Source organism: Streptomyces sp. Ncost-T10-10d, from assembly GCF_900091955.1.
GTDB lineage: Bacteria > Actinomycetota > Actinomycetes > Streptomycetales > Streptomycetaceae > Streptomyces.
Genome location: NZ_FMDF01000035.1, coordinates 43645 through 67974, shown reverse-complemented (window position 1 = coordinate 67974; position 24330 = coordinate 43645). Strand labels below are relative to the sequence as shown.

Below are 24330 nucleotides of genomic sequence, written 5' to 3'. Positions count from 1 at the left end.
CGCCGGCGGGCCGGCCGTGCACCAGCAGGGCCCGGCGCAGGAAGTGCTCGACACGGTGGACGGGGTTGAGGGAGCCGAAGGGGTCCTGGAACACCATCTGGACGGTGCCCCGGTAGGCGCGGGACGCTCCGCGCTTCTGGGTCTTCAGCACGTCCTGGCCGTCCAGCAGGACCTGGCCGGAGGTCGGCTGCTCGAGCCGGGCGAGACAGCGGGCGAGGGTGGATTTGCCGCTGCCGGACTCTCCGACGAGGGCCACGATCTTCCCGTGCGGGATGTCGAGGTCGACGGCGTTCAGGGCCCGGTGGCGGTCGCGGGAGAACAGCCCGCCCGTCCGGAAGTCCTTGGTCAGTCCGCGCACGCTCATCAGCGGGGTGCGGGTCGCGGTGTCCGGGGCCGTCATCGCGTGCCTCCACCGGTACGGGCGACGAAGCGGCCGGCGGCCACCTCGCGCAGATCGGGGATGTTGGTCGAGCAGTCCGACCGGTCGTCGGGGCAGTGGGCGTGGAAGCCGCAGCTCGCTTGCGTACGCGGCAGATCGGCGAGGCCGGTGAGCTCTGCGCGCGGTCCGGTGAGCGGCGGGAAGGCGTTCATGAGTGCCCGGGTGTACGGGTGCAGCGGGTCGGCGAAGAGTTCCTTGGCCGGTGCGAGTTCGACGAGCCGGCCGCCGTACATCACGCCCATCCGGTGGGAGAGTTCGACCATCAGGGACATGTCGTGGGTGATGAAGAGCACGGAGAAACCCAGTTCGCGCTGGAGGTCGCCGATCTGCGCCATGATCTCCTGCTGGACCACCACGTCCAGGGCGGTGGTCGGCTCGTCCATGATGAGCAGCGCCGGTTTCAGGGCGACGGCCATCGCGATGACGACGCGCTGGCGCATACCGCCGGAGAGCTGGTGCGGGTACGACTTGAGCCTTGCCGGGTCGATGCCGACGAGTTCGAGGAGTTCACCGGAGCGCTCCCGGGCCCGGCGCTTCCTCATGCGCTCGTGGGTGGTGAAGATGTCGCCGATCTGCTCGCCGACGGTGAGGACCGGGTTGAGCGAGTTCATCGCGGACTGGAAGACCATGGCGATCTCTCGCCAGCGGAAGGCGCGCAGTTCGCGCGGGTCCATGGCGAGGACGTCCCGGCCCTTGAACGTGACCGATCCCGCGGTGATCCGCGCGGGCGGTTTGAGCAGGCGCATCAGTGCGTTGGCGACGGTCGACTTGCCGCAGCCGGACTCCCCGGCGAGGCCGAAGATCTCACCGGCACCGATGGTGAAGGAGACGCTGTCGGCGCCGACGACGCTGCGGCCGTCCCCGCCGTACTCGACGCGCAGGTTCCGTACATCGAGTACGGGGTTCTGAGAGGGCACAGTCATCGTTCAGCCCTTCCGGTTGCGGTTCTTGGCGCGGCGTGCGCGCAGTCGCGGGTTGGTGATCTCGTCGACCGCGTAGTTGACCATCGCGAGGGCGAAGGCGACGAGGGCGATGCAGAGGCCGGAGGGTACGAACACCCACCAGGCGCCGGTCATCAGTGCGCCGTCGTTTCCGGCCCAGTAGAGGTTGGTGCCCCAGCTGACGACGGAGGCGTCGCCGAGGCCGAGGAATTCGAGGCCCGCCTGGGCACCGATGCCGAAGATGACGCAGCCCAGCAGCGTCGTCATGACGACGGAGGCCATGTTGGGCAGGATCTCCCGGAACATGATCCGTATCGCCCGTTCACCGGTGACGACGGACGCGGCGACGAAGTCCTTGCCGCGGATCGACTTGGCCTGGGCGCGCAGCACCCGCGCGGAGCCCGCCCAGCCGGTGACGACGAGGACCAGGATGACGGTCACCCTGCCCGGCGGCATGAACGCGGCGAGGACGACGAGCAACGGCACTCCGGGCACCAGCAGGAAGATGTTGGTGACGAGGGAGAGCACATCGTCGACGATCCGGCCGAAGTAGGCGCAGGCCATGCCGACGAGTACGGCGAGGGCGGTCGCGGCGATCCCGACACAGAAGCCGACGAGCAGCGAGCTGCGTGCGCCCCACAGGGTCAGTGCGAGGACGTCCTGCCCTTTGGCGGTCGTCCCGAGCAGATGGGACGCCGACGGGGAGCCGGCGCCCAGGCTGTTGATCTTCGACGGGTCGCCGGGGGCGATCACGGGTGCCAGCAGGGCCAGCAGGACGAACACCACCAGGACGACGGCGCCGAACAGTGCCTTGCGGTTGGCGAGCAGGGACCGCAGCAGCCTGGCCCGGGCTCTCCGGGACTTCGGGGTCGCGGCGGCCGGCGGCACGGCCGGTGGTGCGGCGGGCCCCGTGCGGGAGTCGAGGACGCTCATGGGTCTTCTCCTTCTCCGGCCGCTCAGCGGACGCGCACACGCGGGTCGAGACGGACATGGACGAGGTCGACGAGGAAGTTGGCGACCAGTACGGCGGCGGTGATGGTGAGGAAGATCCCCTGCATCAGCGGGTAGTCGAGGCCCTGGACGGCGGCGAGCAGCTGGAAGCCGACGCCCGGGTAGGCGAAGACGACCTCGGTGAGCAGCGCGCCGCCGACCACGAATCCGAGCGCCATGCCGAAGTTGGTGACGGAAGGGAGCATCGCGTTGCGGGCCGCGTACCGGAACATGATCCGGCTCGGGCTGAGGCCCTTGGCCTCGGCCATCGTGATGTAGTCCTCGGCAACCGTCGCGATCATGGTGTTGCGCATGCCTAGCATCCAGCCGCCGATCGACACCAGGACGATGGTCAGCGCGGGCAGGAAGAGGTGCGAGGCCGCGTTGGAGACGAATGCCCAGGACAGGTCCGGGCTGAGGCCGACGTCGAAGGCGTGCCGCATGGGGAACCAGCCGAGCGTCATGCCGAAGAGGTAGAGCGCGCCCATGGCGAGCCAGAAGTACGGGAACGAGCCGGCGAAGACCAGCAGCGGCGGGAACACCGAGTCGAGCACACCGCCGCGCCGCCACGCGGCGACGATGCCCAGCAGGTTGCCGATGACGACGGCGACGACGAGGGCGGTGCCGCCGAGCAGCAGCGTCCAGCCGATCTGGGAGGCGATGACCTCGGAGACCGGGGTCGGGAAGCGGGAGATGGAGATGCCCATGTTCCCGGTGCAGACGTCCTTGATGTAGTCGAGGTACTGCTGCCACACCGGCCGGTGGTCGAGGCCGAAGAGCCGGCGGAGCTGGTCGATCTGTTCCGGCTGCATCTGGCTCTGGGAGCGGGCGAACATCCGGGAGACGGGGTCGCCCGGCATGAAGCGGGGCAGCATGAAGTTCAGGGTGATGGAGGCCCAGAAGGCCAGCAGATAGAAGCCCAGGTTGCGCAGGATGTAACGCACTGGTCCCCCTCCGAATCTATGAGGGCCGGTGGCCCGCCCGTGATGTCGGCGCGGGCGGGCCACCGGAGTGACGGGGTGTCAGCGCTGTTGGTTCTTGACGGGCTTCAGGCTCGTCAGGACGAGGACGGTGGTGTCGCCGCGGTTGGTGAGCGTGGCGTACGGATTGTCCTCGGTGGGCCAGCCGGTGAAGCGGGTGTCGGTGTACGCGCCCCACTCCGGTCCCGGGAAGAGCGGTACGACGGGCGCGTCCTCGGCGAACAGCTTCTGCAGCCCGTCGACCGCGCTGCGCTGCCCGGCCTCGTCGGGAGCGGCGGCGAACCGGTCGAGGAGCGTGTCGGCCTTCTTGTCGCCGAAGCGGTGGTAGTTGCTGACCGCCTTGGTACCGACGGGCTTGACCGATTCGGTGCCCATGGTGGTCCGGTAGAACTGGAACGGCGTGGCGCCGTTGTCGCTCCAGACGATGCCGGTGTCGTAGTCACCGGTCTCGTAGTCGCTGACGACCGCGGCCCAGTCCGGGGACTTCACCTTCGCGGTGACACCGATCCCGGCAAGGTTCTGCTTGATGATGTTGGCGACTGACAGCCAGTCGGAGGATGCGGAGCCGACCGAGATGTCGAACGTGAACGGCTTTCCGTTCCTGAGCTTCCGCTTGCCGTCGGGGCCCTTCCTGTAGCCGGCTTCGTCGAGCGCCTTCGCAGCCGCTGCGGCGTCGTGCTTCGTCCAGGTACAGGAGCCGGCGAGGGTCTTGTCGCGCCACTTGTCGTAACCACCGGACAGGCCAGTGCAGTCGGCGGGCTGTGTGTATCCGTTCATGCCGACCTCGGTGACGCTCTCGCGGTCGACGGCCTGGCTGAGCGCCTTGCGCACGTTCGGGTCGTCGAACGGCGCCTTGGTGGTGTTCATCGTCCAGTCGACCATCGAACCGGTCCTGGGGTACCAGTACTTGTTGTGCTTCGGGTCCTTGGCCACGAAGCTCTTCTCGACATCGGGGATGAACGACTGGGTCCAGTCCGCCTCACCGTTGACAAAGGCCAGATTGGCGCTGTCGTTGCCGGAGAAGCCGAGCACCCGGATGCCGTCGATCCGCTGCTTCTCCGGCTGCCAGTACTCGGGGTTCCTGCGGAGCTCGTACGACTGGCTCTGGAAGTTGGCGACCTTGGTGTACGGGCCGGTGCCGACGGGGTTCGGGTTGGTGTCCTTCGCCGGGTCCTTGACCTTCTCCCAGATGTGCTTGGGCACGATGATCTGCTTGCCCAGCTCGAACAGACCGGGCGAGTAGGGCTTGGTGAGGGAGAGGACGACCTTGTGAGTGCCCTCGGCCTTCGCCGTCCGCAGGTACTCGTAACCGCCGAGCAGCTTCTTCTGCAGACCGAAGGTGTACGCGACGTCCTCGGCGGTCAGCGGCTTGCCGTCGGACCACTTGACGCCGTCGCGCAGGGTGAACGTCACGGTCCTTCCGTCCGTGGACGTCTCCCAGGAGGTGGCCAGCCAGGGGGTGGCCTTCCCGTCGGCCGGGTTGTAGACGAGCATCGCCTCGTAGATGGCCTGGGTGGTCATGGGGGCCACCACCTGGCCGGGGGCGAACGGGTTGAAGTTCCGGGTGAAGGTCGCGAAGTCCTCGCGGGGAATCGTCAGGAGCTGATGACCGGAGGTGTCCCCCGCGGCGTTCGTGCCCGTGCCGCTGCAAGCCGTGAGCAGCAGGGCCGCGGCGGCGACGGGGGCGGCGAGCGCTGCGGGCCGGAGGCGCCGGGCACGTATCGACGGTGCCATAATGTGTTTTCTTCTCTCTCTTCAATTGGCCGAAGACGGGTGAGGATTCCCGTCGGACTGATTCGCAGTCAGACCGACGAGCGTTCGATCAGCGGGCAGTCGACCGTCACCTGTGTGGTGGTGAGCGGCTGTCCCGCTGTGAGAGCGCCGAGCATGTCCACGCCCTTGGCTCCCATGGCCTCGAAGGGCAGGGCGACCGTGGTGAGGCCGGGCCGCAGGTAGGCGGCGATGAGTTCCTGGTTGTCGAATCCGATGACGGCGATGTCGTCCGGGATCCGCAGTCCGCGTTCCTTGATGGCGTCGTAGGCGCCCATCGCCGTCCGGTCGTTCCCGCAGAACAGCGCCGTGGGGCGGCGGCCGTCCTCGCGGTCGAGCAGTTCGCAGGCGGCGGCGTACCCGCCGTCGGCGGTGGCATGTCCCGGTACGACGAGGCTGTCGTCGATGTCCGAACCGGCTTCGCGCAGGGCCTGTTCGTACCCCTGGCGCCGTCCGACGGCGGCCGGGATGCCCGCGTCGAGGTTGATGAACCCGATGCGGCGGTGGCCCGCGTCGAGCAGCCGCCGGGTCGCGGTGTGGCCGCCCGCCACCTCGTCGGGCACGACGGAGGGCAGTGCGCCGTCCGCGTCGAAGCAGTTCACCAGAACGACCGGCACTTCGCGGGCGGCGGGTGGCAGTGTCACCGCGCGGTGCCAGGTCGTGGCGTACAGCAGCCCTTCGGCACGCTGTTCGAGCAGCTTGTCGAAGGCGGCGGCCTCCATGGCGGGATCCCGGTCCCCCGCGGTGATGAGCAGAAACTTCTCCTCGGCCCAGGCCCGGTCCTGCGCTCCCTTGATCACATCCACGGCGAACGGCGCGGTGACGATTTCGGTGATCAGGCCGTACCACTCGCTCCGCTTGGCGGCGAGCGCCCTCGCACCGGCGTTGGGCCGGTAGCCGAGCTCCTCGATCGAGGCCCGGACGCGAACCCGGGTCTCCTCGGGGATGCCGGCGTCGGCGCGCTCGTTGAGGACGAAGGAGACGGTGGTGCGCGAGACGCCGGCATGGCGGGCGACATCGCTCATCGTCACGCGTCGCGCCTTGTTCGTGGCCACTTCGGATACCCCCTGCGTCCCGCCGACAGCGGGCCTCGCTCTGGTTACGCGCTTTAGTAACGCGCGTTAGTACGATGTTGCAGGCAAGTTACGAGGGGTTGGCCAGCAGTGTCAAGAGGTGTGACGGACAGAGTCCCCCGGCCTCCTGAGAAGGGCCGGGGGACTCGGGTCCGTACGCGGGCCGTCTCGGGCCCGTACGCGGGTCAGGTGGCGTCCTCGCTCCCCTCCGCCCCGTACCGGCGCTCGAACTTGGCGACCTGCCCCTCGGAGTCGACCACGCGAGCCTGCCCGGTGTAGAACGGGTGGCTCTCCGCGGAGATCTCCACATCGATGACGGGGTAGCTGTTGCCGTCGTCCCAGTCGATCGTCTGCTCGCTCGAAGCGGTGGACCGGGTCAGAAAGGCGTAGCCCGCCGAACGGTCGCGGAAGACGACGGGACGGTAGGGCGGGTGCTTGTCCTGCTGCATGCCTGCTCCTGGGGACGTGCGGTGTCGGCTCGGGACGCTCGTGGCCAGCCTCGCGAACCGGGGCGACCGGCGCGATCGGAAGCGTCCGTACGGGGCATCGGCACACTCGGCCCGTGCGGCGGGCGGGGCGGCCACACCCTGTGGCCGCCCGACTTCAGTTCCGGTGGGCGGCGGCCTCCAACGCGTCGGCCACGAGTGCCAGGAACCGTGCATGGGCCTGCGGACTGCAGACCGGCTCCGGATTCCAGGGCAGCACCCGGGCGACGCGCTCGATCGCCGACCACTCCTCGTTCGTCCGGAGCTCGCCCAGGGGTGTGGCGTTGGCACGGATGTCGGCGAGCACGATGGCGGGGCGCAACGCCGCGGCGTCCGCCCAGCCGACCGTGGACCAGTTCGCGCCGGGCCCCTCGGCCGGCTCCACCAGGTCGACGCCGAGCTCGGCCAGCACACGCAGCTCGGGCCACATGCGGGGGCGGGCGAGGTGCGTCCGGTCCTGCCCGGCCGGGGAAAGGGCGACCACCCTGGGCCGGTCCGGTCCGGAAGCGAGTGTGCGCAGCCGGTCCCGGGCAGCCTCCAGGTCCTGTGTCGCCGTCGTGGCCTCCTCGGCGCCGAGCGAGCGCGCCAGCTGCACGAACCGGTCACCGATCTCCGCGAGGGTGCGGGCCTGGCCCACGTCGATGACGACGACCGGGACGTGCTCCTCCAGATGCTTGGCGGTCTCCGGGGCGAGCCCGTAGACATGACCGCCGCCGTAGCTGACGGCCACCACGAGGTCCGGCTCTCCGCTCAGCAGGGTGTCCACGTCCAAGGTGCTGCCCGCGCCGAGGTAGCCGACCCCGGTCAGCGACATCGATCCGGTCTTCGCCGCGTCCGGCGCGGCTTCGTCGTCGTGATCGGAGCCGAATATTGCGCTCGGACGTATCCCGTGGTCCCACAGGGTCGCTCCTGCCTGGACATAGGCGAGCACCCGCGTCGGGCACCGCCCGGCGGTCGACAACTGCCCACGATCGTCGGAGAACTGCCACACGGTCTGCTCCCTCACGTCACACATCCCTCGGCACCGGCCGCTTCGCCCCGTTTTCCGGGTCGTACACCAGTACCTGCCCAGCCGGCCCCCGTGACACCCCCTCCCATGGCCGGTCCGGTACAGATGACGCGAAGACGCCCGCGGATGGCCGGGGTCGGCGCCCCGGCACGGACCCCGCCCCGGCCGAGGACCGCCCGGCCGGTCGTCGGGGCGTGCGTGTGATGCTGATGGCATGACTGGTCGATCCGACATCGTCGTCGTCCGCTGGCCGGGCCGGCACGGTGTTACCGAGGGCGGGCCGGCCCGACTGCTGGCGGCCTACCACCTGCGGACCCAGGCCGAGAAGGGCGAGGCCGTCGCCGGCGCGGCCGAGCTGCCCGACCGGTACCGGGCCGAGATCTCGGACCCACGGACGGTGTTCCACGACGATGTCGTGCTGCTGGCCCTGAGTGGTGAGACCCCTGTGGGCTGTGTCGTGGTCACCGCCGCCGTCGAGGGGCGGTCGGAGATCAAGCGCCTGTGGACCGATCCGGAGTTCCGGGGACGCGGCGTCGCCTCCCATCTGATGAGCGCCGCACTGGCGCACGCCGAACAGAGCGGAGTCGGCACGGTTCGGCTCTCCGTATGGAAGTGGCGCACGGGCGCCATCGCCCTGTACGAGCGCCTCGGCTTCGGGATCACTGAACCGTGGGACGCGCGGGACGGGTTGGTTTTCATGGAGCGCACCGTGTGAGCGGGCGCCGGGCGTCGTCCCCCCGATGCCGGAGGACCGCTACAGGTCCGCTTCGGTGGTGCGCCCCAGGTAGGTGACGGGTCCGGGGTCCGGCACCTGGATCTCGCCGAAGCCGAGGCGGTCGTAGAAGGCCCTGGCCGGGGCGTTGGACGTGAGCATGGACAGATGCACGGCATCGACTTCCTTGGCCCGCAGCGCGGCCAGGAACGTACGCATCAGCGCTCTGCCGTACCCCCTCCGCTGCCAGGCGGGCAGCAGATCGATGTGCAAGTGCGCGGGATGGGCCGCCAGTTCGGGGAGGATCATCCGCTCCGGGTCGTGCAGAAGGGCGATCATCTCCTCGCTGGGGGTCCGCGGCGGGCCGGCGAGCGCCGGGAAGCGCTTCTCGACCGACGGCAGCCATTTCCCGCGGAACGCTTCGACGAACTGCGCCGTGTTCGCGGTGCCCAGGATGTAGCCGACCGCTTGGCCCGTACCGTCGTCGATCACGAAGGCCAGATCGGGTTCGAGGCAGGCGTACGGCGCGGCAAAGATCGACGGCATCAGCTCCCGGTCGGGGTACAGATGCCGGGAGTCGCCGCCGTTGTCGGCCGTCCGGACGCAGATGTCCGCGAGGGCCGCACGGTCGTCGGGGTGGTAGGCCCGTGGGCCGGCAGGCTGGGTCATTTCCTCATCCTGCCGATCCTGGGAGCGCTCCCACAAGCCTTGTGGGAGAAATTCTCCGAGCACGGCCGTGTTCCGTGTCGATCCGGGCGGTACCCGTTCGTATCGGGTGGTACCCGTTTGTATAGGGCGGTACCCGTTTGTATAGGGCGGTACCCGTTCGTATAGAGGGTGAGACACCGGCAGGCCGTCGGCGTCGCATCCGAGGAGGCACACCATGAAGCACTACCTGCTCAGCGTGGTCACACCGTCCGAGGGCGAGCCGCCCTCCCCCGAGGCACTGGAACAGATCATGCGGAACGTGGACGGCTTCCACCAGGAGCTCCAACAGGCCGGGGCCCGGGTGTTCGCCGGCGGACTGAGCTCCCCGACCACGGCCACCGTCGTGCGGGCGAAGGACGGCGACACGATGCTCACCGACGGCCCGTACATCGAGGGGAAGGAGTACCTCGGCGGACTGTGCATCATCAAGGCGCCCGATCCGGATGCCGCCCTCGACTGGGGCCGCAAGGCCGCACGGGCTATCACGCTGCCCATCGAGGTCCGCCCGTTCGAAGGTGAAGCGGAAGGCTGATGGCCGGTGCACCCGGTCCTGCCACCCTGGCAGGCACACCCGCTCCGCATTCCCCGGCCGGCGGACCTGTCGACCGCGCGGAGAACTCGGCCGAGCGGGACTTCCTGCGGAGCCGCCGACGGGCGCTGCCGGAGGTCTGAAGGGAGTGTTCAGCCGGCGTCGACACCGAGTCCGGTCAGGAATGCCGCAGCGGCCGGGGTGGGGCGGAAGCGGCTCCAGACCAGCCGCTCCGTGCGGGCGGGCGCGTCGCGGACGGGCAGCACCTGTACGCCGGTCAGTTCCGCGGCGAAGGCGGCCGGAAGCATGGCGATGCCGAGCCCGCTGCGGACCAGCCGGACGATGAAATCGGTACCGCTGACCTCGAAGGCCACCTCGCGGGTGAGCCCCATCGCCGCGAACGCCTCTTCCGACTGCGCCCGGGCCGCGGTGCCGTCCGGGTAGTCGACGAACATCTCCTTCGCCAGCCGTTCCAGACCCACTTCCGCCTCGCCGGCCAGGGAGTGGGTGGGGGCCACGACGGCGACCAGTTCGCCCGTGGCGAGTTCGTGATCGCTCACGCCCTTCGGCCGGTAGCTCGGCAGCACGCCCAGGAACGCCACGTCGAGCACGCCGTCCCGCACCTCCTGGACCAGGTCCTTGCTCGCCCCGTCACGCAGGACGATGTGCACCTTCGGATAGCGGAGGTGGAACGCCCGCAGCGCGGCCGGGATATCGACCGCCGCGACGGTCGGGATGGCTCCGACCGCCAGGCGCCCGCGGACCTCCCCCGCCGTGGCGGCCACTTCGGCACGGGCCCGCTCCGCCGCGTCCAGCGCCTGCCTGGCCTCCGGCAGGAACGCCTCGCCCGCCGCGGTGAGCCGCACCTGACGGCTGGTGCGGTCGAAGAGCCGGGCCCCCAGCTCCTTCTCCAGTCGGGCGATCTGATGACTCAATGCGGACTGGACGACCAGGCACCTCTTCGCGGCGCGGGTGAAGTTCCCCAGTTCGGCCACCGCGACGACGTAACGCATCTGCTGAAGTTCCATCCATCCATCGTGAATCACGATCGATGAAATGAAAAACATGTGTTGGACTCATGGATGGTGGATCCCCGACGCTGAGGGACATGGCTCATTCCACACACGGGACCCGAAGCCGGGCCGTCCCGCGCACTCTCCCCGATTCGCCCGCTCTCGGACGCGGCCTGGTCCTGCTGATGGCCCTTGCTGCCGGACTCTCGGCCGCCGGCAACTACTTCGCGCAGCCGCTGCTCGACATCATCGAGGTGAATCTGCACATCGGTGTCACCGTGGCGGGGCTGATCGTGACCGCCGCCCAGGCCGGATACGCGCTGGGCCTGATCCTGCTCGTTCCCCTCGGGGACGTCATGGAACGCCGACGACTCGCCGTGAGCCTGTTCGCGCTGACCGCCTTCTTCCTCCTGGCCACGGCCGCTGCCCCCACCGGCCCCCTGCTGATCGCAGGGACCCTGCTCACCGCGCTGACCTCCGTCGGCGCGCAGGTCGTGGTGCCGTTCGCGGCGACGCTCGCGGCCCCGGCCGAACGCGGCAGGATCGTCGGCGTCGTCATGTCCGGTGTCCTGCTCGGCGGGCTGTTCGGGCGGATGGCCTCCGGCGCGCTGTCCGAGCTCGGCGGCTGGCGAACCGCGTACTGGGTGAACGCGCTGCTCATGGCCGTCATGGCGATACTCCTGCACAAACGGCTCCCCCGGCTGCCCCGGCAGCGCGACGCGGCCCCGATGTCGTACACCGGACTTCTGCGCTCCACACTGTCCCTGCTCAGGCAGGAGCCTCTGCTGCGCTGGCGGGCAGCCATCGGCGCGTTCTCCATGGCCTCGTACAGCGTGCAGCTGACCGCGCTGACGTTTCTGCTGACCCGGCCCCCTTTCCGCTGGAACGCGGCCGCCATCGGACTCTTCGGTCTGGTGGGCGTCATCGGTGTGGTGGGCATGAACTTCGCGGCCCGGTTGAGCGACCACGGCCGGGTACAGGCGGTGTCGGGAACGGCGGCCGCGCTGCTCACGCTCTCCTGGCTGCCGCTGCTGGCGGGCGAGTCCTCCCTGCTGTGGCTGGCGCTCGGGGTGATCTCGCTGAACATCGCCCAGCAGGCAGGGCTCAACAGCGCCCAGAATGTGATCTACGCGCTCCGCCCGGAGGCCCGCAACCGGATCAACTCCGGATTCATGACGCTCTTCTTCATGGGCGGGGCGGCCGGAGCCGCGCTCGCTTCGGTGGTCTGGGTGCGGGCAGGCTGGAGCGGCATCTGCGTGCTGGGCGGTTCGCTGGCCGCCGGAAGCCTTGTGCTGTGGGTCCTGGAGCGCGTCCGGATGGCCTCCGCCGCACGTCCCGGGTCCATTGCCGTCACTCGTTGACGGTCGTCAGCAGCACTACGGCGTCCTCCAGCGCCAGCAGCCCGTGCCGCTCCTGCGGGATCGGGTGGAGTCCTCCGGCACTCAGCTCCACATCGCCGGAGGGCGCCGTGAGGCGCACTCTGCCGCGGAGCACCTGGAGGGAGGCCGCGGCGGGTGCGTTGTGCTCGTCGAGGGCGGAGCCGGAGGTGAGGGCGATGACGGTCTGGCGCAGGGGTTCCTCATGCAGCAGACGGTGGGCGCTGCGGCCGTGTGCCGAGGTGCGGGCCGCGGTCAGATGCTCGTCGGCGAGGGCATTCAGATCGTCCATATGCCCACTGTGCCGCAGCCCTCGTCCCCCCGCGATCCTGCGGCAGGCCCACAGCACGGATCACCGTGGCCCGGAACCCGCCGCCCCTGGAAGCCCGGCTCGGTCCGGCGCAGCCCCAGAGCATCGCGGTAGAGGCTGAGCATCGACTGCGGATCGGTGCTCTGCCGGTCGGCGGCATACGAGGACCGGTCGGCCGGCTGCGGAAGCCACGGCCCCGTGGTGGAGCCGAAGCCGGCGTACGATGCCTGCGCCGACCACGGCAGCGGCGCCCGGCACCCGTCGCGTCCCGGGCCGGTGCCGCCCGAGCGGAAGTGCATCGGGTCCCGGATCCGGTCACACGGTTCGGCGAACCGGGCTCAGGCAGGACAGGACGTCCCTGGTGGACTGGTCGTCGAGCCGGAACGCGATTGGCCCTCGGCGTGGCGCCCGGGCTCCTCTGCCTGCAGAGGGCGGCGACATCGGCAACATGCCCACCAGCCATGGAAGTTCCGTCGAGTGTGACGGAACCGCCGCCGAGCCCGACGGAGACGATGTCCGCGCCGGGGGCGTGGAGCCCACGCCTGAGCCGTAGTTGCTGAAGTTCCTCGAGCGTGATCGCCGGGAAGCCCACGCAAGTGACATGGATGTACCCGCGCATTCATCCCGGACGGGGCGGGCCATCAGCCGTTCGCGGTCCACCGGTACCTGACGTCCGGTTCCTTCTCCTCGTTGCGGCTGCCGTCGTCGAACCCGACCGCGGTGAAGCCGTACCGCTCGTAGAAGGCCCGGGCGTCGGTGTTGCGCTGGAAGACGTAGAGAGTGAGTTCGTCGGGGGCGATCTCGCGCGCCTTGGCCAGGAGCAGCGAGCCGATGCCCCGACGCCGTACATCGGGTCGCAGATACAGGTGTTCCAGCTCGGTTCCGTCGAGGGAGGCGAACCCCAGCACCTCCCCGGTCCCGGTCTCGGCGATCCACACCGTTGTTCCGGGAAGGACGACATGGGTCATCCAGGCCAGCGTGTCCTCGTCGCTGTGCACCCTCGGCAGGTACGGCATGGCTGCGGCGCGGGAGGCGAGGAAGAGCCGGGTGAGCGGCTCCGCGTCCTCGGCGGCGGCCTCGCGCAGCAGGACACGGTCGGCCGCCGTGGACTCGTTCGGTGTCATCTCGTCTCCCTGTTCGTCCGGAACCCGCCATGTGACGCCATCGGCGGTGAACTGCTCGTCATCCTGGACGAACATATGTCGGGCCGAGCCACGCCTCCACAGGATTTGGGCTGTTCATCGGGCCGGCCCTCCCCTCCGCGCCGGTGCGTGTCCACGGCGGGGCAGTGGCGGACCGGCGCAGGCCACCCATGAAAATAAGGGAGGGGAAGATCGCAAGGACCGACCGATACGGAGGAGTGGGCAGATGCCGCACGAACGAGCTGGACAGCCGGCCCGGCCGGAGGATCTCACCGATGTGGCCCGGCTGGTCACGGCTTATTACACGCTGCACCCGGATCCGGCCGAGCCCGGCCAGCGGGTGGCCTTCGGTACTTCCGGCCATCGCGGGTCGTCCACAACCACCGCATTCAACGAGGACCACATCGCCGCCACCAGCCAGGCCATCAGCGAGTACCGGGCGCTGCAGGGCACGGACGGGCCGCTCTTCCTCGGCGCCGACACCCATGCGCTGTCGGAACCGGCCCGGATCACCGCCATCGAGGTGTTCGCCGCCAATGACGTGACCGTGCTCATCGATCCGGCCGACGGCTACACCCCGACCCCGGCGGTGTCGCACGCCGTCCTCACCCACAACCGGGGCCGGACCTCGCAGCTCGCCGACGGCGTGGTGGTCACTCCGTCCCACAACCCGCCCGGTGACGGCGGGTTCAAGTACAACCCGCCGAACGGCGGCCCGGCCGGCTCCGAGGCCACCGGCTGGATCCAGGAGCGGGCCAACGAGATCATCGCGGCCGGAATGAAGGACGTACGACGGCTGCCGTACGTCCGCGCACGGGCGGCGACGACCACCGGGACGTACGACTTCCTCGGCAGCTACGTCACGGACCTGCCGTCCGTGGTCGACCTGGACGCGATCCGCTCGGCAGAAGTACGCATCGGAGCCGACCCGTTGGGCGGAGCGTCGGTCGCGTACTGGGGCCGCATCGCCGAACAGCACCGGCTCGATCTGACCGTGGTCAATCCCCTGACCGACCCCACCTGGCGGTTCATGACGCTGGACTGGGACGGGAAGATCCGGATGGACTGCTCCTCGCCGTACGCGATGGCCTCGCTGATCGGGCAGCGCGACCGCTATCAGATCGCCACCGGGAACGACGCCGACGCCGACCGGCACGGCATCGTCACACCCGACGCCGGGCTGATGAACCCGAACCACTACCTCGCCGTCGCCATCAACTACCTGTACGCCCACCGCGAGCAGTGGCCGGCCGCAGCGGGCATCGGCAAGACCCTGGTCTCCTCGGGAATGATCGACCGGGTCGCCACCGGCCTCGGCCGTGAGCTGGTCGAGGTGCCGGTCGGCTTCAAGTGGTTCGTGGACGGACTGGCCGACGGTTCGCTCGGGTTCGGCGGCGAGGAATCGGCCGGGGCGTCCTTCCTGCGCCGGGACGGGTCGGTGTGGACGACCGACAAGGACGGCATCATCCTGGCGCTGCTCGCCTCCGAGATCCTCGCGGTGACGGGCACGTCCCCCTCCGAGCACTACGCGGCACTCACCGGCCGGTTCGGCGAGCCGGCGTACGCCCGGATCGACGCCCCCGCCGACCGCGAGCAGAAGGCGGTTCTCGCACGGCTCTCCCCCGAGCAGGTCACGGCCGACACCCTGGCCGGTGAACCCGTCACGGCCGTGCTGACGGAGGCGCCCGGCAACGGCGCACCGATCGGCGGCATCAAGGTGACCACCGAGAACGCCTGGTTCGCCGCCCGTCCATCGGGCACCGAGGACGTGTACAAGATCTATGCCGAGTCGTTCCTGGGCGTCGACCATCTCGGCCGGGTGCAGGAGGAGGCCAAGGCCATGGTCTCCGCGGCGCTGGACGCCTGAGTCCGGCCGGGGCCGCCTCGGGCGGCCCCGGCTGTTCAGCAGGCTCAGCGCACGATGTCCACGAAGACCGGGTTGGTGTAGAACCAGGTGTCGAGCCATGGGTTGCCCTTGCCGGGCTCGTGCGGGAGCGGGCCGTGCGGGTCGACCGACGCGCCGAGGAATCCCTTGCCGTGGCGCTTGCCGTCGCTGCCGCGCAGCCGCAGGTAGAACGGCTCGTCCGCGCGCCCGACCGGGATGCTCAGGGTGTACGTGCCACGTCGGCCCGCGACGTCGGCGGTGTGGACGAGCCGGGTGTCCGGGGCGTGCCAGTCGTCGCGGTCGGCGGCCGGACCGCGGACCGCGCCGCGGATGACGTCGACGTGCTCCAGGCTCGGCAGCACACCATACGGATTGTGGCGGGAGGCGGCCGTCACCGTGACGGTCAGGGTGAGCTTCTCGCCGCGCCGGGCACGCAGTCGGCCGCCGAGTGTGGCGCTGTTGCCGTGCTCGCCGCGCACCTTGACGTCGATGCCGTCGATGAGATGGCCGTGGTCGACCCAGACCCGGCCGGCCCGCAGTCCCTCCATCACCTGCCGGTAGCCGTACCGGGTGACGCCGACATGCGTACGGCTGAACTGGCCCGGCCAGAAGTCGCCGCCGGGCTGCGGCTCGGTCGTGTTGTACGGGTCGGGGACGTGGCCGGTGTTGTCGAAGTTCTGTCCGGGCGGCCAGGCGCCGTTGACCCAGGTGTCCTGGGCGACGCGGTGGACGTCGGAGTTGGAGGTGATCGTGAAGAGCTTGCCCTCCGCCAGCATCGCGTCCCACAGGCCGCCGACGGTCGCGGTCGCCCAGTCGAAGCCCCCGTAGGTGACGTACGCCTCGCGCGGGTAGCCGGGCCAGGAGTCGGCGGAGGGTGAATTCGTGTACTCGCCGCGGATGTTGGTGTCCGGGTGCCAGCCCGGGATCGCGCCGGCCTGGGCGCCCGGGGCACCCTCCATGCCGATCATGATCTCGGGGGCCGCGTCGCGCCAGCCGCGCATCTCGTGCGGGGAGTCGATGCCGAGCCGCATGGGGTGGTTGGCGAGGACGAGCACGTCGTCGACGTACCGGGTGCGGCGCTGTTCGGCCAGCCACTTGAGGGCCTTGACCGCGTGCGCCTCGTTCCGCGGGGTGTCGGGGTGCGTGGGGGCACCGGCGGTGTAGCCGAGCAGTTTGCCGTCGAAGGCTTCCTCGAAGCGGGTGAGGAGGTCGACTTCGTGACGTCCGGGCGGCGAGAAGACGGTGCAGTGCTCGGCACCGGGGATGTACCACTCAAGGCCCTGGAAGATCAGCATGCGCTTGTTGTCGGCACGGGCCTTGAGGATCTCGCGGTGTTCCTGAGCGGCGCCGAGCTCGGCATGCCCGATGTTGCTGTGTTCGGTGAAGACCATCCAGTCGAGGCCGAACTTCTGTCCTGCCGAGGCCAGCTGGGAGAAGGTGTATTTGGCGTCATGGCTGTAGACGGAGTGGTTGTGGTGATCGCCGACCAGATAGACGAGGTCGGGGGCGCGTCCGTGACCGTGTCCCTGGGACCGGCCTCCCGGGCTGTCGGCCAGCGCGGGCAGCGGCAGCGACGCGGCGGCGAAGGCCGCACCGAACAGACCGGCTCGGCGCATCAGCCCTCGGCGGCTGAGCCCCTGGGGGTCGAGCGACTCCGCGGGAACCTGGGGGTCGGCCCATTCGGGCACGGGGTGGGACATGGCGCGACATTCTCCTCGGTGCAGGGCGGCAACGGCCCGGGGCCCGGGTCGTGACGCCGCCGTGGTGAGGGTTTCCTGATTCCGGAAATGTGGGGTGAACCCGGCCTGACGGGCGGGGGGCGCGCCTGTGGCGCGCCGGATTCGATGACCGCGGGCCGGCTGGGCGGAGCCCGTTCAGCGCGATACGTCGGGCATATAACATCACGTATCGCTACAATTTGGGCATGGGAGAACGGCCTGTAGCGCCGACTGCGCCCGAACTCGTTCTCGAAACCGACGCAGGACCGACTGTGATGAGTCCGAGCCGGGATTACCACGTCGGGCGCGACCCCATGAGCGACATCGTCATCGACGACGCACGGGTTTCGTGGCACCACGCGGTGCTGCGGCCCGTGGCCGACCACTGGTCACTGGAGGACGAGGACAGTACGAACGGCACGTACACGGAGGGCAGGCGCATCCATGAGTCGGGTGTGGGACCCGGCAGCGTCATCCGGTTCGGTCATCCCGCGGACGGGCCGTGCGCCGTACTGATCGGCCAGGGCCCCTCTGCCTCCGCACTGCATCCTGCCGATCGCCCGTCCGCCGTCTCCGTGCCCGCGGCCACCGGTACGTTCCGGCAGCCGACCACCGTGCGGCCGCGGCCCGTCCATAACGTGAGCATCGGCCGCAGCGCCGACAACGACCTCGTCGTCGACGACCTGACCGTGTCGCACCGGCACGCCGAACTGAGGGCACATCCGGACGGCACGTACGAGATCGTCGACCTCGGCTCGTACAACGGCACGTATCTCAACGGCCAGCTGGTCGGCCGCGCCCCGGTCGCCGCCGGTGACATCGTCGGCATCGGACACTCCGAGTTCTCTCTGGTCGGCGACGTGCTCCAGGAGTTCGTCGACACCGGGGAGGTCTCGCTCGATGTGCAGGACCTGGCGGTCACCGTGGACCGGGGCCGCAAGACCCTGCTCGACCATGTCTCCTTCCCGGTGGGCGAGAAGTGTCTGCTCGGCGTGGTGGGTCCGAGCGGCTCCGGCAAGTCCACCCTGCTCAACGCACTGACCGGCCTCCGCCCGGCCGACGAGGGCAGCGTCCTCTATGACGGCCGCGACCTGTACCACGACTACGCCGAGCTGCGCCATCGCATCGGGCTCGTCCCGCAGGACGACATCCTGCACTCCCAGCTGACCGTGCGCCGCGCCCTCGGATACGCCGCCGAGCTCCGCTTCCCGCACGACGCCGCCCCGTCCGAACGCCGGGCCCGGGTCACCGAAGTGATTCGTGAGCTGGCCCTGGAAAAGCGGGCGGAGCAGCCGATCCACAGCCTCTCCGGCGGCCAGCGCAAGCGCGTCAGCGTCGCGCTGGAGCTGCTGACGAAACCGTCGCTGCTCTTCCTCGACGAGCCGACCTCGGGACTCGACCCCGGCATGGACCGCTCGGTCATGCATATGCTCCGGGGGCTGGCCGACGACGGACGTACGGTCATCGTCGTCACGCACAGTGTGCTCAGCCTCGATGTCTGCGACCGGCTGCTGGTCCTCGCCCCCGGCGGGAAGACCGCCTTCTACGGGCCGCCGGACGACGCACTCGCCTTCCTCGGCTTCGAGCACTGGCCGGAGGCGTTCGAGGCGTTCGAGAACGACCGGGACCGGGCATGGTCGGCGCAGTACCGCGCGTCCTCGTTCCACCGGCAGTACATCGCGAACTCTGCCACGCAGCCCCGGCTGCCGCACGCTGCGGTCGCCCCGGTCGCGCCACCGCCGAAGACCCGGAGCGGGGGCGCTCAGCTGCGGACGCTGGTCCGCCGTTATGCCGCCGCGCTGAGTGCCGACCGGACCTTCCTGGCCATCATGATCGCTCTGCCGTTCGTGATGGGCGCGATGACCCGGGCCCTGGCCGGCAGCCGGCTGACCCAGGACACGGCGATCAACGCGCTGCTGATCCTCTGTGTGGGCGGCGTGCTGACCGGCGCCGCCAACGCCGTACGGGAACTGGTCAAGGAACGGGCGATCTACCAGCGGGAGAGAGCCGTCGGGCTGTCCAGATCGGCCTATCTGATGTCCAAAGTGGTTGTCCTGGGCACCATTACGATCCTGCAGGCCATGGTCCTGACCCTCGTCGGTCTGGTGGGCGTCGATCTGAACGCCCCGGGCGGCAAGGGCGTTCTCCTGCCACCGCTGGTCGAGATCACGATGGCCGTGGCCCTGCTGTCGTTCTCGGCGATGATGCTCGGACTGGTCATCTCGGCGCTGGTACGCAAGGAGGAGGTCACCATGCCACTGCTGGTGCTCCTCGCCATCGTCCAGGTCGTCTTCTGCGGCGCCCTGCTGAAGCTGCACGGGGTGCCCGGGCTGGAGCAGTTGGCGTGGCTGGTGCCGTCCCGGTGGGCGCTCGCGGCGATGGGCGGGACCATCGGGCTCGGCAGGATCGTGCCGGGAAAGGTGAGCGCGGATCCGCTGTTCGAACACTCCGCAGCCGTGTGGCTGCTGAACATGGGAACGCTGGTGTTGCTGTCGGTCGTCTTCGGACTGTTGATCGCGCGGCTGTTGCGCCGGCACGAACCCGCCGTCATGCGGAAATAGCGGAAGCAGGCACCCATGGTGACTCCGGAGTTCCGCCCGACCCATGTCGTCCCCCGGGACGGGCTGCCCGCCTGGGAGGGGCCGGATGTGTCCCGCCCCACGGAACCGCTCGACCCGCTGCTCCCGGTACAGCTCATCGACCGGCGCGGGGACTGGGGGCAGGTCCTGTGCGCCAACGGCTGGTCGGCCTGGGTCGACGGCCGCCTGCTCGTCTCCGTACCGCAGGGGCCGCCGCTCGCCGGGCAGCCGCTCGCCCGTACGGCGGATCCGCGCCCCCTGCTGGCCCGGGTCCAGGAGTCGCTCGCCCGGTACCGGCGCGTCGCGGAGGAGCTGGCCGATGGGCTTATCGACGGGGAGACCTTCCGCCGTCGCACGCAGGGACTGCGGGTGGGGATGGTCGTGGACGGCGAGGCGGTGTGGCTGTACGACGCCGAGCACGAGCGCTGGGTGTACTGCGACGGGACGCGGCTGAGCACCTACGCGGCCGCGTCCGGACCGGGCAGGCCGAGCAGGGCTCCGGCGGACGGGCCGGCGGAGGCGGTCGAAGCGGATCCGACGCAGGTCGTCGCGCCCGAGCAGTTGGCGTACGCCCGAGCGCCGGAAGAGGACGACGAGGAACCGACACAGATCGTCCGCCCGGAACAGTCGGCCCGGGACCGGCCAGGACATCCCGGGGACGACGAGGAACCGACACAGTTTGTCCACCCGGTCGACGAATCCGGCCGGTCCGCCCCGCATCCGCCCACCCGGACGGGTGACGAGTGATGGCCGGCGAGCCCCGGCCCCCGGCTGCCGCCCACTCCTCGCGGTCCACCGAGCTGCCCGTCGGCAGGCCTTCCGGCCTGATCGGGAAGCAGATCGCGAGCTATGTCGTGGAGAGCGAGATCGGTCGCGGTGGCATGGCGGTGGTCTACCGGGCCAAGGATCTGCGACTGGACCGCACGGTCGCTCTCAAGCTGCTGGCACCCGAACTCGCGCGCAACGACACATTCCGCAAACGCTTCACCCATGAGTCGCGGGTCGCGGCCGCGATCGACCATCCGCACATCGTGCCGGTCTTCGAGGCCGGTGAGACCGAGGGCATCCTCTACATCGCCATGCGCTACGTCGCAGGTCAGGACCTGCGCGCCCGCATCGACCACGAGGGGCCGCTGCCGATCGGCACGGCGGTCCGGATCGCCGCGCAGGTGGCGTCCGCACTCGACGCCGCCCACGATCACGACCTGGTTCACCGGGACGTCAAGCCCGGCAACATCCTGGTCGCGGCGGGCACGGACAGCGACCACCCCGAGCATGTGTACCTGACCGACTTCGGCCTGACCAAGAAATCGCTGTCGCTGACCGGATTCACCTCGGTGGGCCAGTTCGTCGGAACGCTCGACTACGTGGCGCCCGAGCAGATCTCCGGCCGTCCGGTGGACGGCCGGTGCGATGTCTACAGCCTGGCGTGTGTCGTCCACGAGACCCTGGCCGGCGGACCGCCGTTCCGGCGCGACGACGACATGGCTCTGCTGTGGGCCCACCAGTTCGACCCGCCGCCGCCCCTGAGCGGGCTGCGCCCCGATCTCCCGGCCGCGGTGGACGACGTACTGGCGAAGGCGCTGGCCAAGAGCCCGGACGACCGGTACGACTCGTGTCTGCAGTTCGTGGCCGCCCTGCGCTCGGCCGCCCGGGGTGGTACGGGGGAGAACCATCCGCCGACCCTGGTCGACCGGCGGATCGCCGCACGGCCCCCGGAGCCCGAGCCACCGCCCGGGCCGCCGCGGTGGGCACTGCCGGTGTTCCCCGGGCTCCGTCGGTAGGCGCGGTGGTCAGCCGGGCACTTCGCCGCGCCGGAGGACTCCGGAGCCGAGCAGGCTGCCGAGGAAACCGGTGATCAGTCCCCAGAGCGCGGCCAGAGCGAGTGCGCTCCCTACCCGGGGGCGCAGGGTGACCTGCCCGCCGAGGCCGCCGTCGACATCACCGATGCCCAGCAGCGACAGTCCGAGGTGCGCGGAGATCCGGGCGGTCAGGCAGATGGTCAGCACGGTGAGTACGAGCCCCACCGCCATGCGCACGGCGTGCTGCCAGTGCGGCATCCGAGCGGGCGAGCGAATCGCCATGAGGAACGCGGCGGACAGGGTCAGGACCGCGGCGACGACCACCAGCCACCAGGACCGCGCGTCGGCATCGGCCAGCGTGGCGACGTCGAGGGTGGAGATGTCCGAGCCACGGAGTACGGAGTCGAGCACATGCGGCACGGGCAGCCCGAACGGACCGTCCACCCGTCCCTCCCACGACGCCCCGAGCCCCAGCGTGAAGGCGAGCCACACAAGGTTCGGCAGCCCCAGGAGAATCGCGGCGAACGTCTCGGCCGGGTGACCGCGGGTCACCGCGACGACGAGCCCGACGACCAGTCCCCCTACGACGTATGCGAGCAGCAACGCCACCATGGCGTACGCGGCCGGGCGCACCGACTCCTGGAAGCGCACCAGCCGGGCGGGGAGCGGCGCCGCCCGCGACACGAGGAGAGCAAGGACGAGAACCCCGGCCAGCCAGATCAGACCGAGGACGAGGGTGAGGAGGACATCGGCCCGGAATCCGACCTCGGGGGATGCGTCGAACACGTCGCTGATGACCGTGCCGGTCGGGCCCCCGACCGCGACGGCGAACGTCTGGCGGGCGAGCAGCGAGAGGCCGATGAGCACCAGCGCCCAGAGCACTGCCACCCGGGCGGCCCAGCCCGCCAGTTCTCGGGTGCCCGCGACGGCCCGGTGACGCAGCGGGCGCAGAAAGCCCGCGGCGATCACCAGTGCTCCGGCGAGGGTCACCGAGAGCGGCAGCACCGAGAGGTCCGCGTGGGTCTTCGCGAGGTCCCCGGCGTCCCCGGAGAGGTCGACCGTGCCGCCCGCCGCCATCACGACGGCGGCCGCGACGACCCGCGGGAACGCACCGTCCGGCAGGGCGGTCGCGCCGGCCGCCCACAGTCCGAGCGCTGCCGTGACGGCCATGGCCACCAGCCCGGCGAGCACTGTGACGAGGGCGTCGCCCCAGCCGTGCGCGGCGCTGCGTGCCGTGCGGCTCCCGTCCCCGGCTCCCTGTTCGCTCACGGGGCCACGCTAGGCACGGCGCCGGGCACTCCGCCCCTTGGGAGAGCCGGTCGGCGTCGGCTTGCGGGCCTCGTGAGCACGGGGCACACAATGTGCACGTAAGGGAAGAATCGGGACCGATCCCTACCGCCCGGAAGAAGAACCCGTGAGTGACCGACCCCCGCCGTCCGGCCGCCCCGAAGGACCCCCCTCCGGCCCTCTCTCGGGCCCCACGCAACAGGGACCTGTGCCACCGCCACCGCCGCACCGTCCCTCCGGCCCTCCGTCCGGACCGCCGGCCGGAGGCGGCTCCGGCAGCACGGGTGGCCCCGGCGGTCCCCGCCATGCGGCGCGCCCTTCCGGCTCCGGCGGCGGCCCCGGGCGTCCCTGGTGGCGGTCGGCGCCCCTGATCGCGTCGATCGCCGCTGCGATCGTGGCCGCGGTGGTGCTGACCGTCGTCCTCACCCGCCCCGATGGCGGATCGGGCGGCGAGGTCTTCCTGCAGGCGGCCGGTTCGACCGGCCCCGATCCCTACACCCCCTCGACGGCGCGGACCAGTTCCGGGGCGACGACACCGACCCCGTTGCCCAGCGTCTCCGGGACCGCGGCGAATGTCACCCAGGCGGTGCAGGGCTCGACACCGGGGCTGTACGGAGGCACCCGTAACGTCTCCAGCTGTGACGTGGAGAAGCAGATCACCGCGCTCACGGCCGATCCGGGCAAGAACAGTGCGTTCGCATCGGTCCTGGGGATCGATCCCTCCGGCGTCCCCGGCTATCTGCGCTCGCTGACCCCGGTGCAGCTGCGGCTGGACACCCGGGTCACCAACCACGGGTACCGCAACGGTGCACCCACCAGCTTTCAGGCGGTGCTCCAGGCCGGCACGGCCGTCCTCGTCGACGATCGCGGCGTGCCACGGGTTCGCTGTGCCTGCGGAAACCCGCTGCTCCCGCCGGTCGCGGTGAAGGGCAGCGTGAAGCTGATGGGCCACGCGTGGCCCGGTTACCGCTCCTCGAATGTCGCGGTGGTGGAGCCGGCGCCGCAGGCGGTGAAGGCGTTCATCATGTTCGACCCGAGGAGTGGCGACTGGTTCAGGCGCGACGCGGGTGACACCGGCGGCCACGACAGGAAGACCGCCCCGCCCTCGAAGACGATCTTCTCGCCCTGCCCGTCGCAGCCTCCCGGCGCCTCCACCGGTCCCTGCCCCCCGACGTCGGCCTCGGCCTCAACCTCGGCCTCGCCGGAATCCCCGTCCTCGGAACCACCGTCCGCGTCCGCTTCCTCGCCCACCGCGCCGTCCTCGCCGTCTTCGGTCTCCTCGCCGCCCACCACGGCAACGGTGCCCCCGTCCACCGGGGCGCCGCCCCCACCGCCGGCGTCGGGCACGGGGCCGGCCCCCGAGTCCGTGGCGCCGCAGTCCGCGCCGGAATCGGTGGCGACGCCCGCCCGGCCCGCCTCCGGTGGCACCCCGTCGGCCGACGGGCCGGCGGGCGTCTAGCAGGAAACGCGGAGCGGCGTGAGCCGCCGTTCTTCCGTTACCCCGGCGGCTGTTCATCCGTCTGCCATCGAGCAGTGGCGAAGCGGGCAGGGTACATCGACGCTTGTCCCTACCCACCGATAC

General features: G+C 70.4%; 22 protein-coding genes and 1 pseudogene. 8 read left to right on the top strand and 15 right to left on the bottom strand.

Going from position 1 to position 24330, the window contains the following annotated elements; genetic code table 11:
• The 8 genes from GA0115254_RS04000 to GA0115254_RS03965 form a co-directional block, all read right to left on the bottom strand.
• A partial coding sequence (locus GA0115254_RS04000) for an ATP-binding cassette domain-containing protein (RefSeq protein WP_141720761.1) occupies window positions 1-400 on the bottom strand: 400 nt, incomplete at its 3' end.
• Window positions 397-1362 carry an ABC transporter ATP-binding protein gene (locus GA0115254_RS03995; protein ID WP_093893868.1) on the bottom strand — a complete coding sequence of 322 codons (966 nt, stop codon included), beginning with the start codon at window positions 1360-1362 and terminating at the stop codon, window positions 397-399. The genes GA0115254_RS03995 and GA0115254_RS04000, both read right to left, overlap by 4 nt.
• 3 nt (window positions 1363-1365) lie before the next feature.
• Window positions 1366-2313 (bottom strand): ABC transporter permease, encoded by a 948-nt coding sequence (locus tag GA0115254_RS03990; protein ID WP_256102383.1) that lies wholly within the window; start codon window positions 2311-2313, stop codon window positions 1366-1368.
• A gap of 23 nt (window positions 2314-2336) precedes the next feature.
• Window positions 2337-3314 (bottom strand): ABC transporter permease, encoded by a 978-nt coding sequence (locus GA0115254_RS03985; RefSeq protein WP_093893867.1) that lies wholly within the window; start codon window positions 3312-3314, stop codon window positions 2337-2339.
• Between the two features lie 78 nt (window positions 3315-3392).
• Window positions 3393-5084 carry an ABC transporter substrate-binding protein gene (locus GA0115254_RS03980; protein WP_093893866.1) on the bottom strand — a complete coding sequence of 564 codons (1692 nt, stop codon included), beginning with the start codon at window positions 5082-5084 and terminating at the stop codon, window positions 3393-3395.
• Between the two features lie 68 nt (window positions 5085-5152).
• On the bottom strand, window positions 5153-6145 hold the full coding sequence (locus GA0115254_RS03975) for a LacI family DNA-binding transcriptional regulator (RefSeq protein ID WP_176739973.1): 993 nt from the start codon (window positions 6143-6145) through the stop codon (window positions 5153-5155).
• 233 nt (window positions 6146-6378) lie between these two features.
• Window positions 6379-6642 carry a type B 50S ribosomal protein L31 gene (locus tag GA0115254_RS03970; protein WP_093893864.1) on the bottom strand — a complete coding sequence of 88 codons (264 nt, stop codon included), beginning with the start codon at window positions 6640-6642 and terminating at the stop codon, window positions 6379-6381.
• Window positions 6643-6796: 154 nt separating this feature from the next.
• Complete coding sequence (locus tag GA0115254_RS03965; RefSeq protein ID WP_093893863.1) at window positions 6797-7684, bottom strand: ABC transporter substrate-binding protein; 888 nt, start codon at window positions 7682-7684, stop codon at window positions 6797-6799.
• A gap of 217 nt (window positions 7685-7901) precedes the next feature.
• On the opposite strand from GA0115254_RS03965, the gene GA0115254_RS03960 reads away from it, so the two are divergent.
• A complete protein-coding gene (locus GA0115254_RS03960; RefSeq protein WP_093893862.1) occupies window positions 7902-8402 on the top strand; it encodes a GNAT family N-acetyltransferase in 501 nt (166 codons plus the stop codon).
• A 39-nt stretch (window positions 8403-8441) separates the two neighbouring features.
• Here GA0115254_RS03960 and GA0115254_RS03955 read toward each other — a convergent pair whose 3' ends face one another.
• Window positions 8442-9068 (bottom strand): GNAT family N-acetyltransferase, encoded by a 627-nt coding sequence (locus tag GA0115254_RS03955; protein ID WP_093893861.1) that lies wholly within the window; start codon window positions 9066-9068, stop codon window positions 8442-8444.
• Between the two features lie 214 nt (window positions 9069-9282).
• Between GA0115254_RS03955 and GA0115254_RS03950 the strand changes: the two genes are divergently transcribed.
• Window positions 9283-9639: a YciI family protein gene (locus GA0115254_RS03950; protein ID WP_093893860.1), complete on the top strand. Its 357-nt coding sequence runs from the start codon at window positions 9283-9285 to the stop codon at window positions 9637-9639.
• Between the two features lie 149 nt (window positions 9640-9788).
• Here GA0115254_RS03950 and GA0115254_RS03945 read toward each other — a convergent pair whose 3' ends face one another.
• Window positions 9789-10664, bottom strand: coding sequence for a LysR family transcriptional regulator (locus GA0115254_RS03945; RefSeq protein ID WP_093893876.1), 876 nt, complete (start codon window positions 10662-10664; stop codon window positions 9789-9791).
• A gap of 80 nt (window positions 10665-10744) precedes the next feature.
• On the opposite strand from GA0115254_RS03945, the gene GA0115254_RS03940 reads away from it, so the two are divergent.
• A complete protein-coding gene (locus GA0115254_RS03940; RefSeq protein WP_256102382.1) occupies window positions 10745-12010 on the top strand; it encodes an MFS transporter in 1266 nt (421 codons plus the stop codon).
• On the opposite strand, the gene GA0115254_RS03935 is transcribed toward GA0115254_RS03940, so the two are convergent.
• The 3 genes and pseudogenes from GA0115254_RS03935 to GA0115254_RS03925 form a co-directional block, all read right to left on the bottom strand.
• Window positions 12000-12317, bottom strand: coding sequence for a cupin domain-containing protein (locus tag GA0115254_RS03935; RefSeq protein ID WP_093893859.1), 318 nt, complete (start codon window positions 12315-12317; stop codon window positions 12000-12002). The two genes, GA0115254_RS03940 and GA0115254_RS03935, sit on opposite strands and share 11 nt — an antisense overlap.
• An 89-nt stretch (window positions 12318-12406) precedes the next feature.
• Window positions 12407-12658: pseudogene (locus tag GA0115254_RS03930) on the bottom strand (alpha-glucosidase); the annotation flags it as partial.
• Window positions 12659-12976: 318 nt separating this feature from the next.
• Window positions 12977-13459: a GNAT family N-acetyltransferase gene (locus GA0115254_RS03925; protein ID WP_093893874.1), complete on the bottom strand. Its 483-nt coding sequence runs from the start codon at window positions 13457-13459 to the stop codon at window positions 12977-12979.
• Between the two features lie 244 nt (window positions 13460-13703).
• Between GA0115254_RS03925 and pgm the strand changes: the two genes are divergently transcribed.
• The gene (pgm, locus tag GA0115254_RS03920; RefSeq protein ID WP_093893858.1) at window positions 13704-15344 is read left to right on the top strand and encodes a phosphoglucomutase (alpha-D-glucose-1,6-bisphosphate-dependent); all 1641 of its coding nucleotides are present in this window, start codon (window positions 13704-13706) and stop codon (window positions 15342-15344) included.
• A gap of 44 nt (window positions 15345-15388) precedes the next feature.
• Here pgm and GA0115254_RS03915 read toward each other — a convergent pair whose 3' ends face one another.
• Window positions 15389-17062, bottom strand: coding sequence for a PHP domain-containing protein (locus tag GA0115254_RS03915; RefSeq protein WP_093893857.1), 1674 nt, complete (start codon window positions 17060-17062; stop codon window positions 15389-15391).
• 224 nt (window positions 17063-17286) lie between these two features.
• On the opposite strand from GA0115254_RS03915, the gene GA0115254_RS03910 reads away from it, so the two are divergent.
• From GA0115254_RS03910 to GA0115254_RS03900, 3 genes are read left to right on the top strand one after another with little or no spacing between them, the layout of a single operon-like run.
• Complete coding sequence (locus GA0115254_RS03910) at window positions 17287-19641, top strand: FHA domain-containing protein (protein WP_093893856.1); 2355 nt, start codon at window positions 17287-17289, stop codon at window positions 19639-19641.
• A gap of 15 nt (window positions 19642-19656) precedes the next feature.
• A complete protein-coding gene (locus GA0115254_RS03905; protein ID WP_093893855.1) occupies window positions 19657-20406 on the top strand; it encodes an SH3 domain-containing protein in 750 nt (249 codons plus the stop codon).
• Entirely contained in the window at window positions 20406-21443 is a 1038-nt protein-coding gene (locus tag GA0115254_RS03900; protein ID WP_093893854.1) for a serine/threonine-protein kinase, read from the top strand. The genes GA0115254_RS03905 and GA0115254_RS03900 overlap by 1 nt, the downstream gene beginning before the upstream one ends.
• Window positions 21444-21452: 9 nt before the next feature.
• Here the strand turns inward: GA0115254_RS03900 and GA0115254_RS03895 are convergent, their stop codons facing one another.
• Complete coding sequence (locus GA0115254_RS03895) at window positions 21453-22730, bottom strand: streptophobe family protein (protein WP_093893853.1); 1278 nt, start codon at window positions 22728-22730, stop codon at window positions 21453-21455.
• Between the two features lie 145 nt (window positions 22731-22875).
• Between GA0115254_RS03895 and GA0115254_RS03890 the strand changes: the two genes are divergently transcribed.
• Window positions 22876-24207: a DUF6777 domain-containing protein gene (locus GA0115254_RS03890; protein WP_093893852.1), complete on the top strand. Its 1332-nt coding sequence runs from the start codon at window positions 22876-22878 to the stop codon at window positions 24205-24207.
• Window positions 24208-24330: the final 123 nt, after the last annotated feature.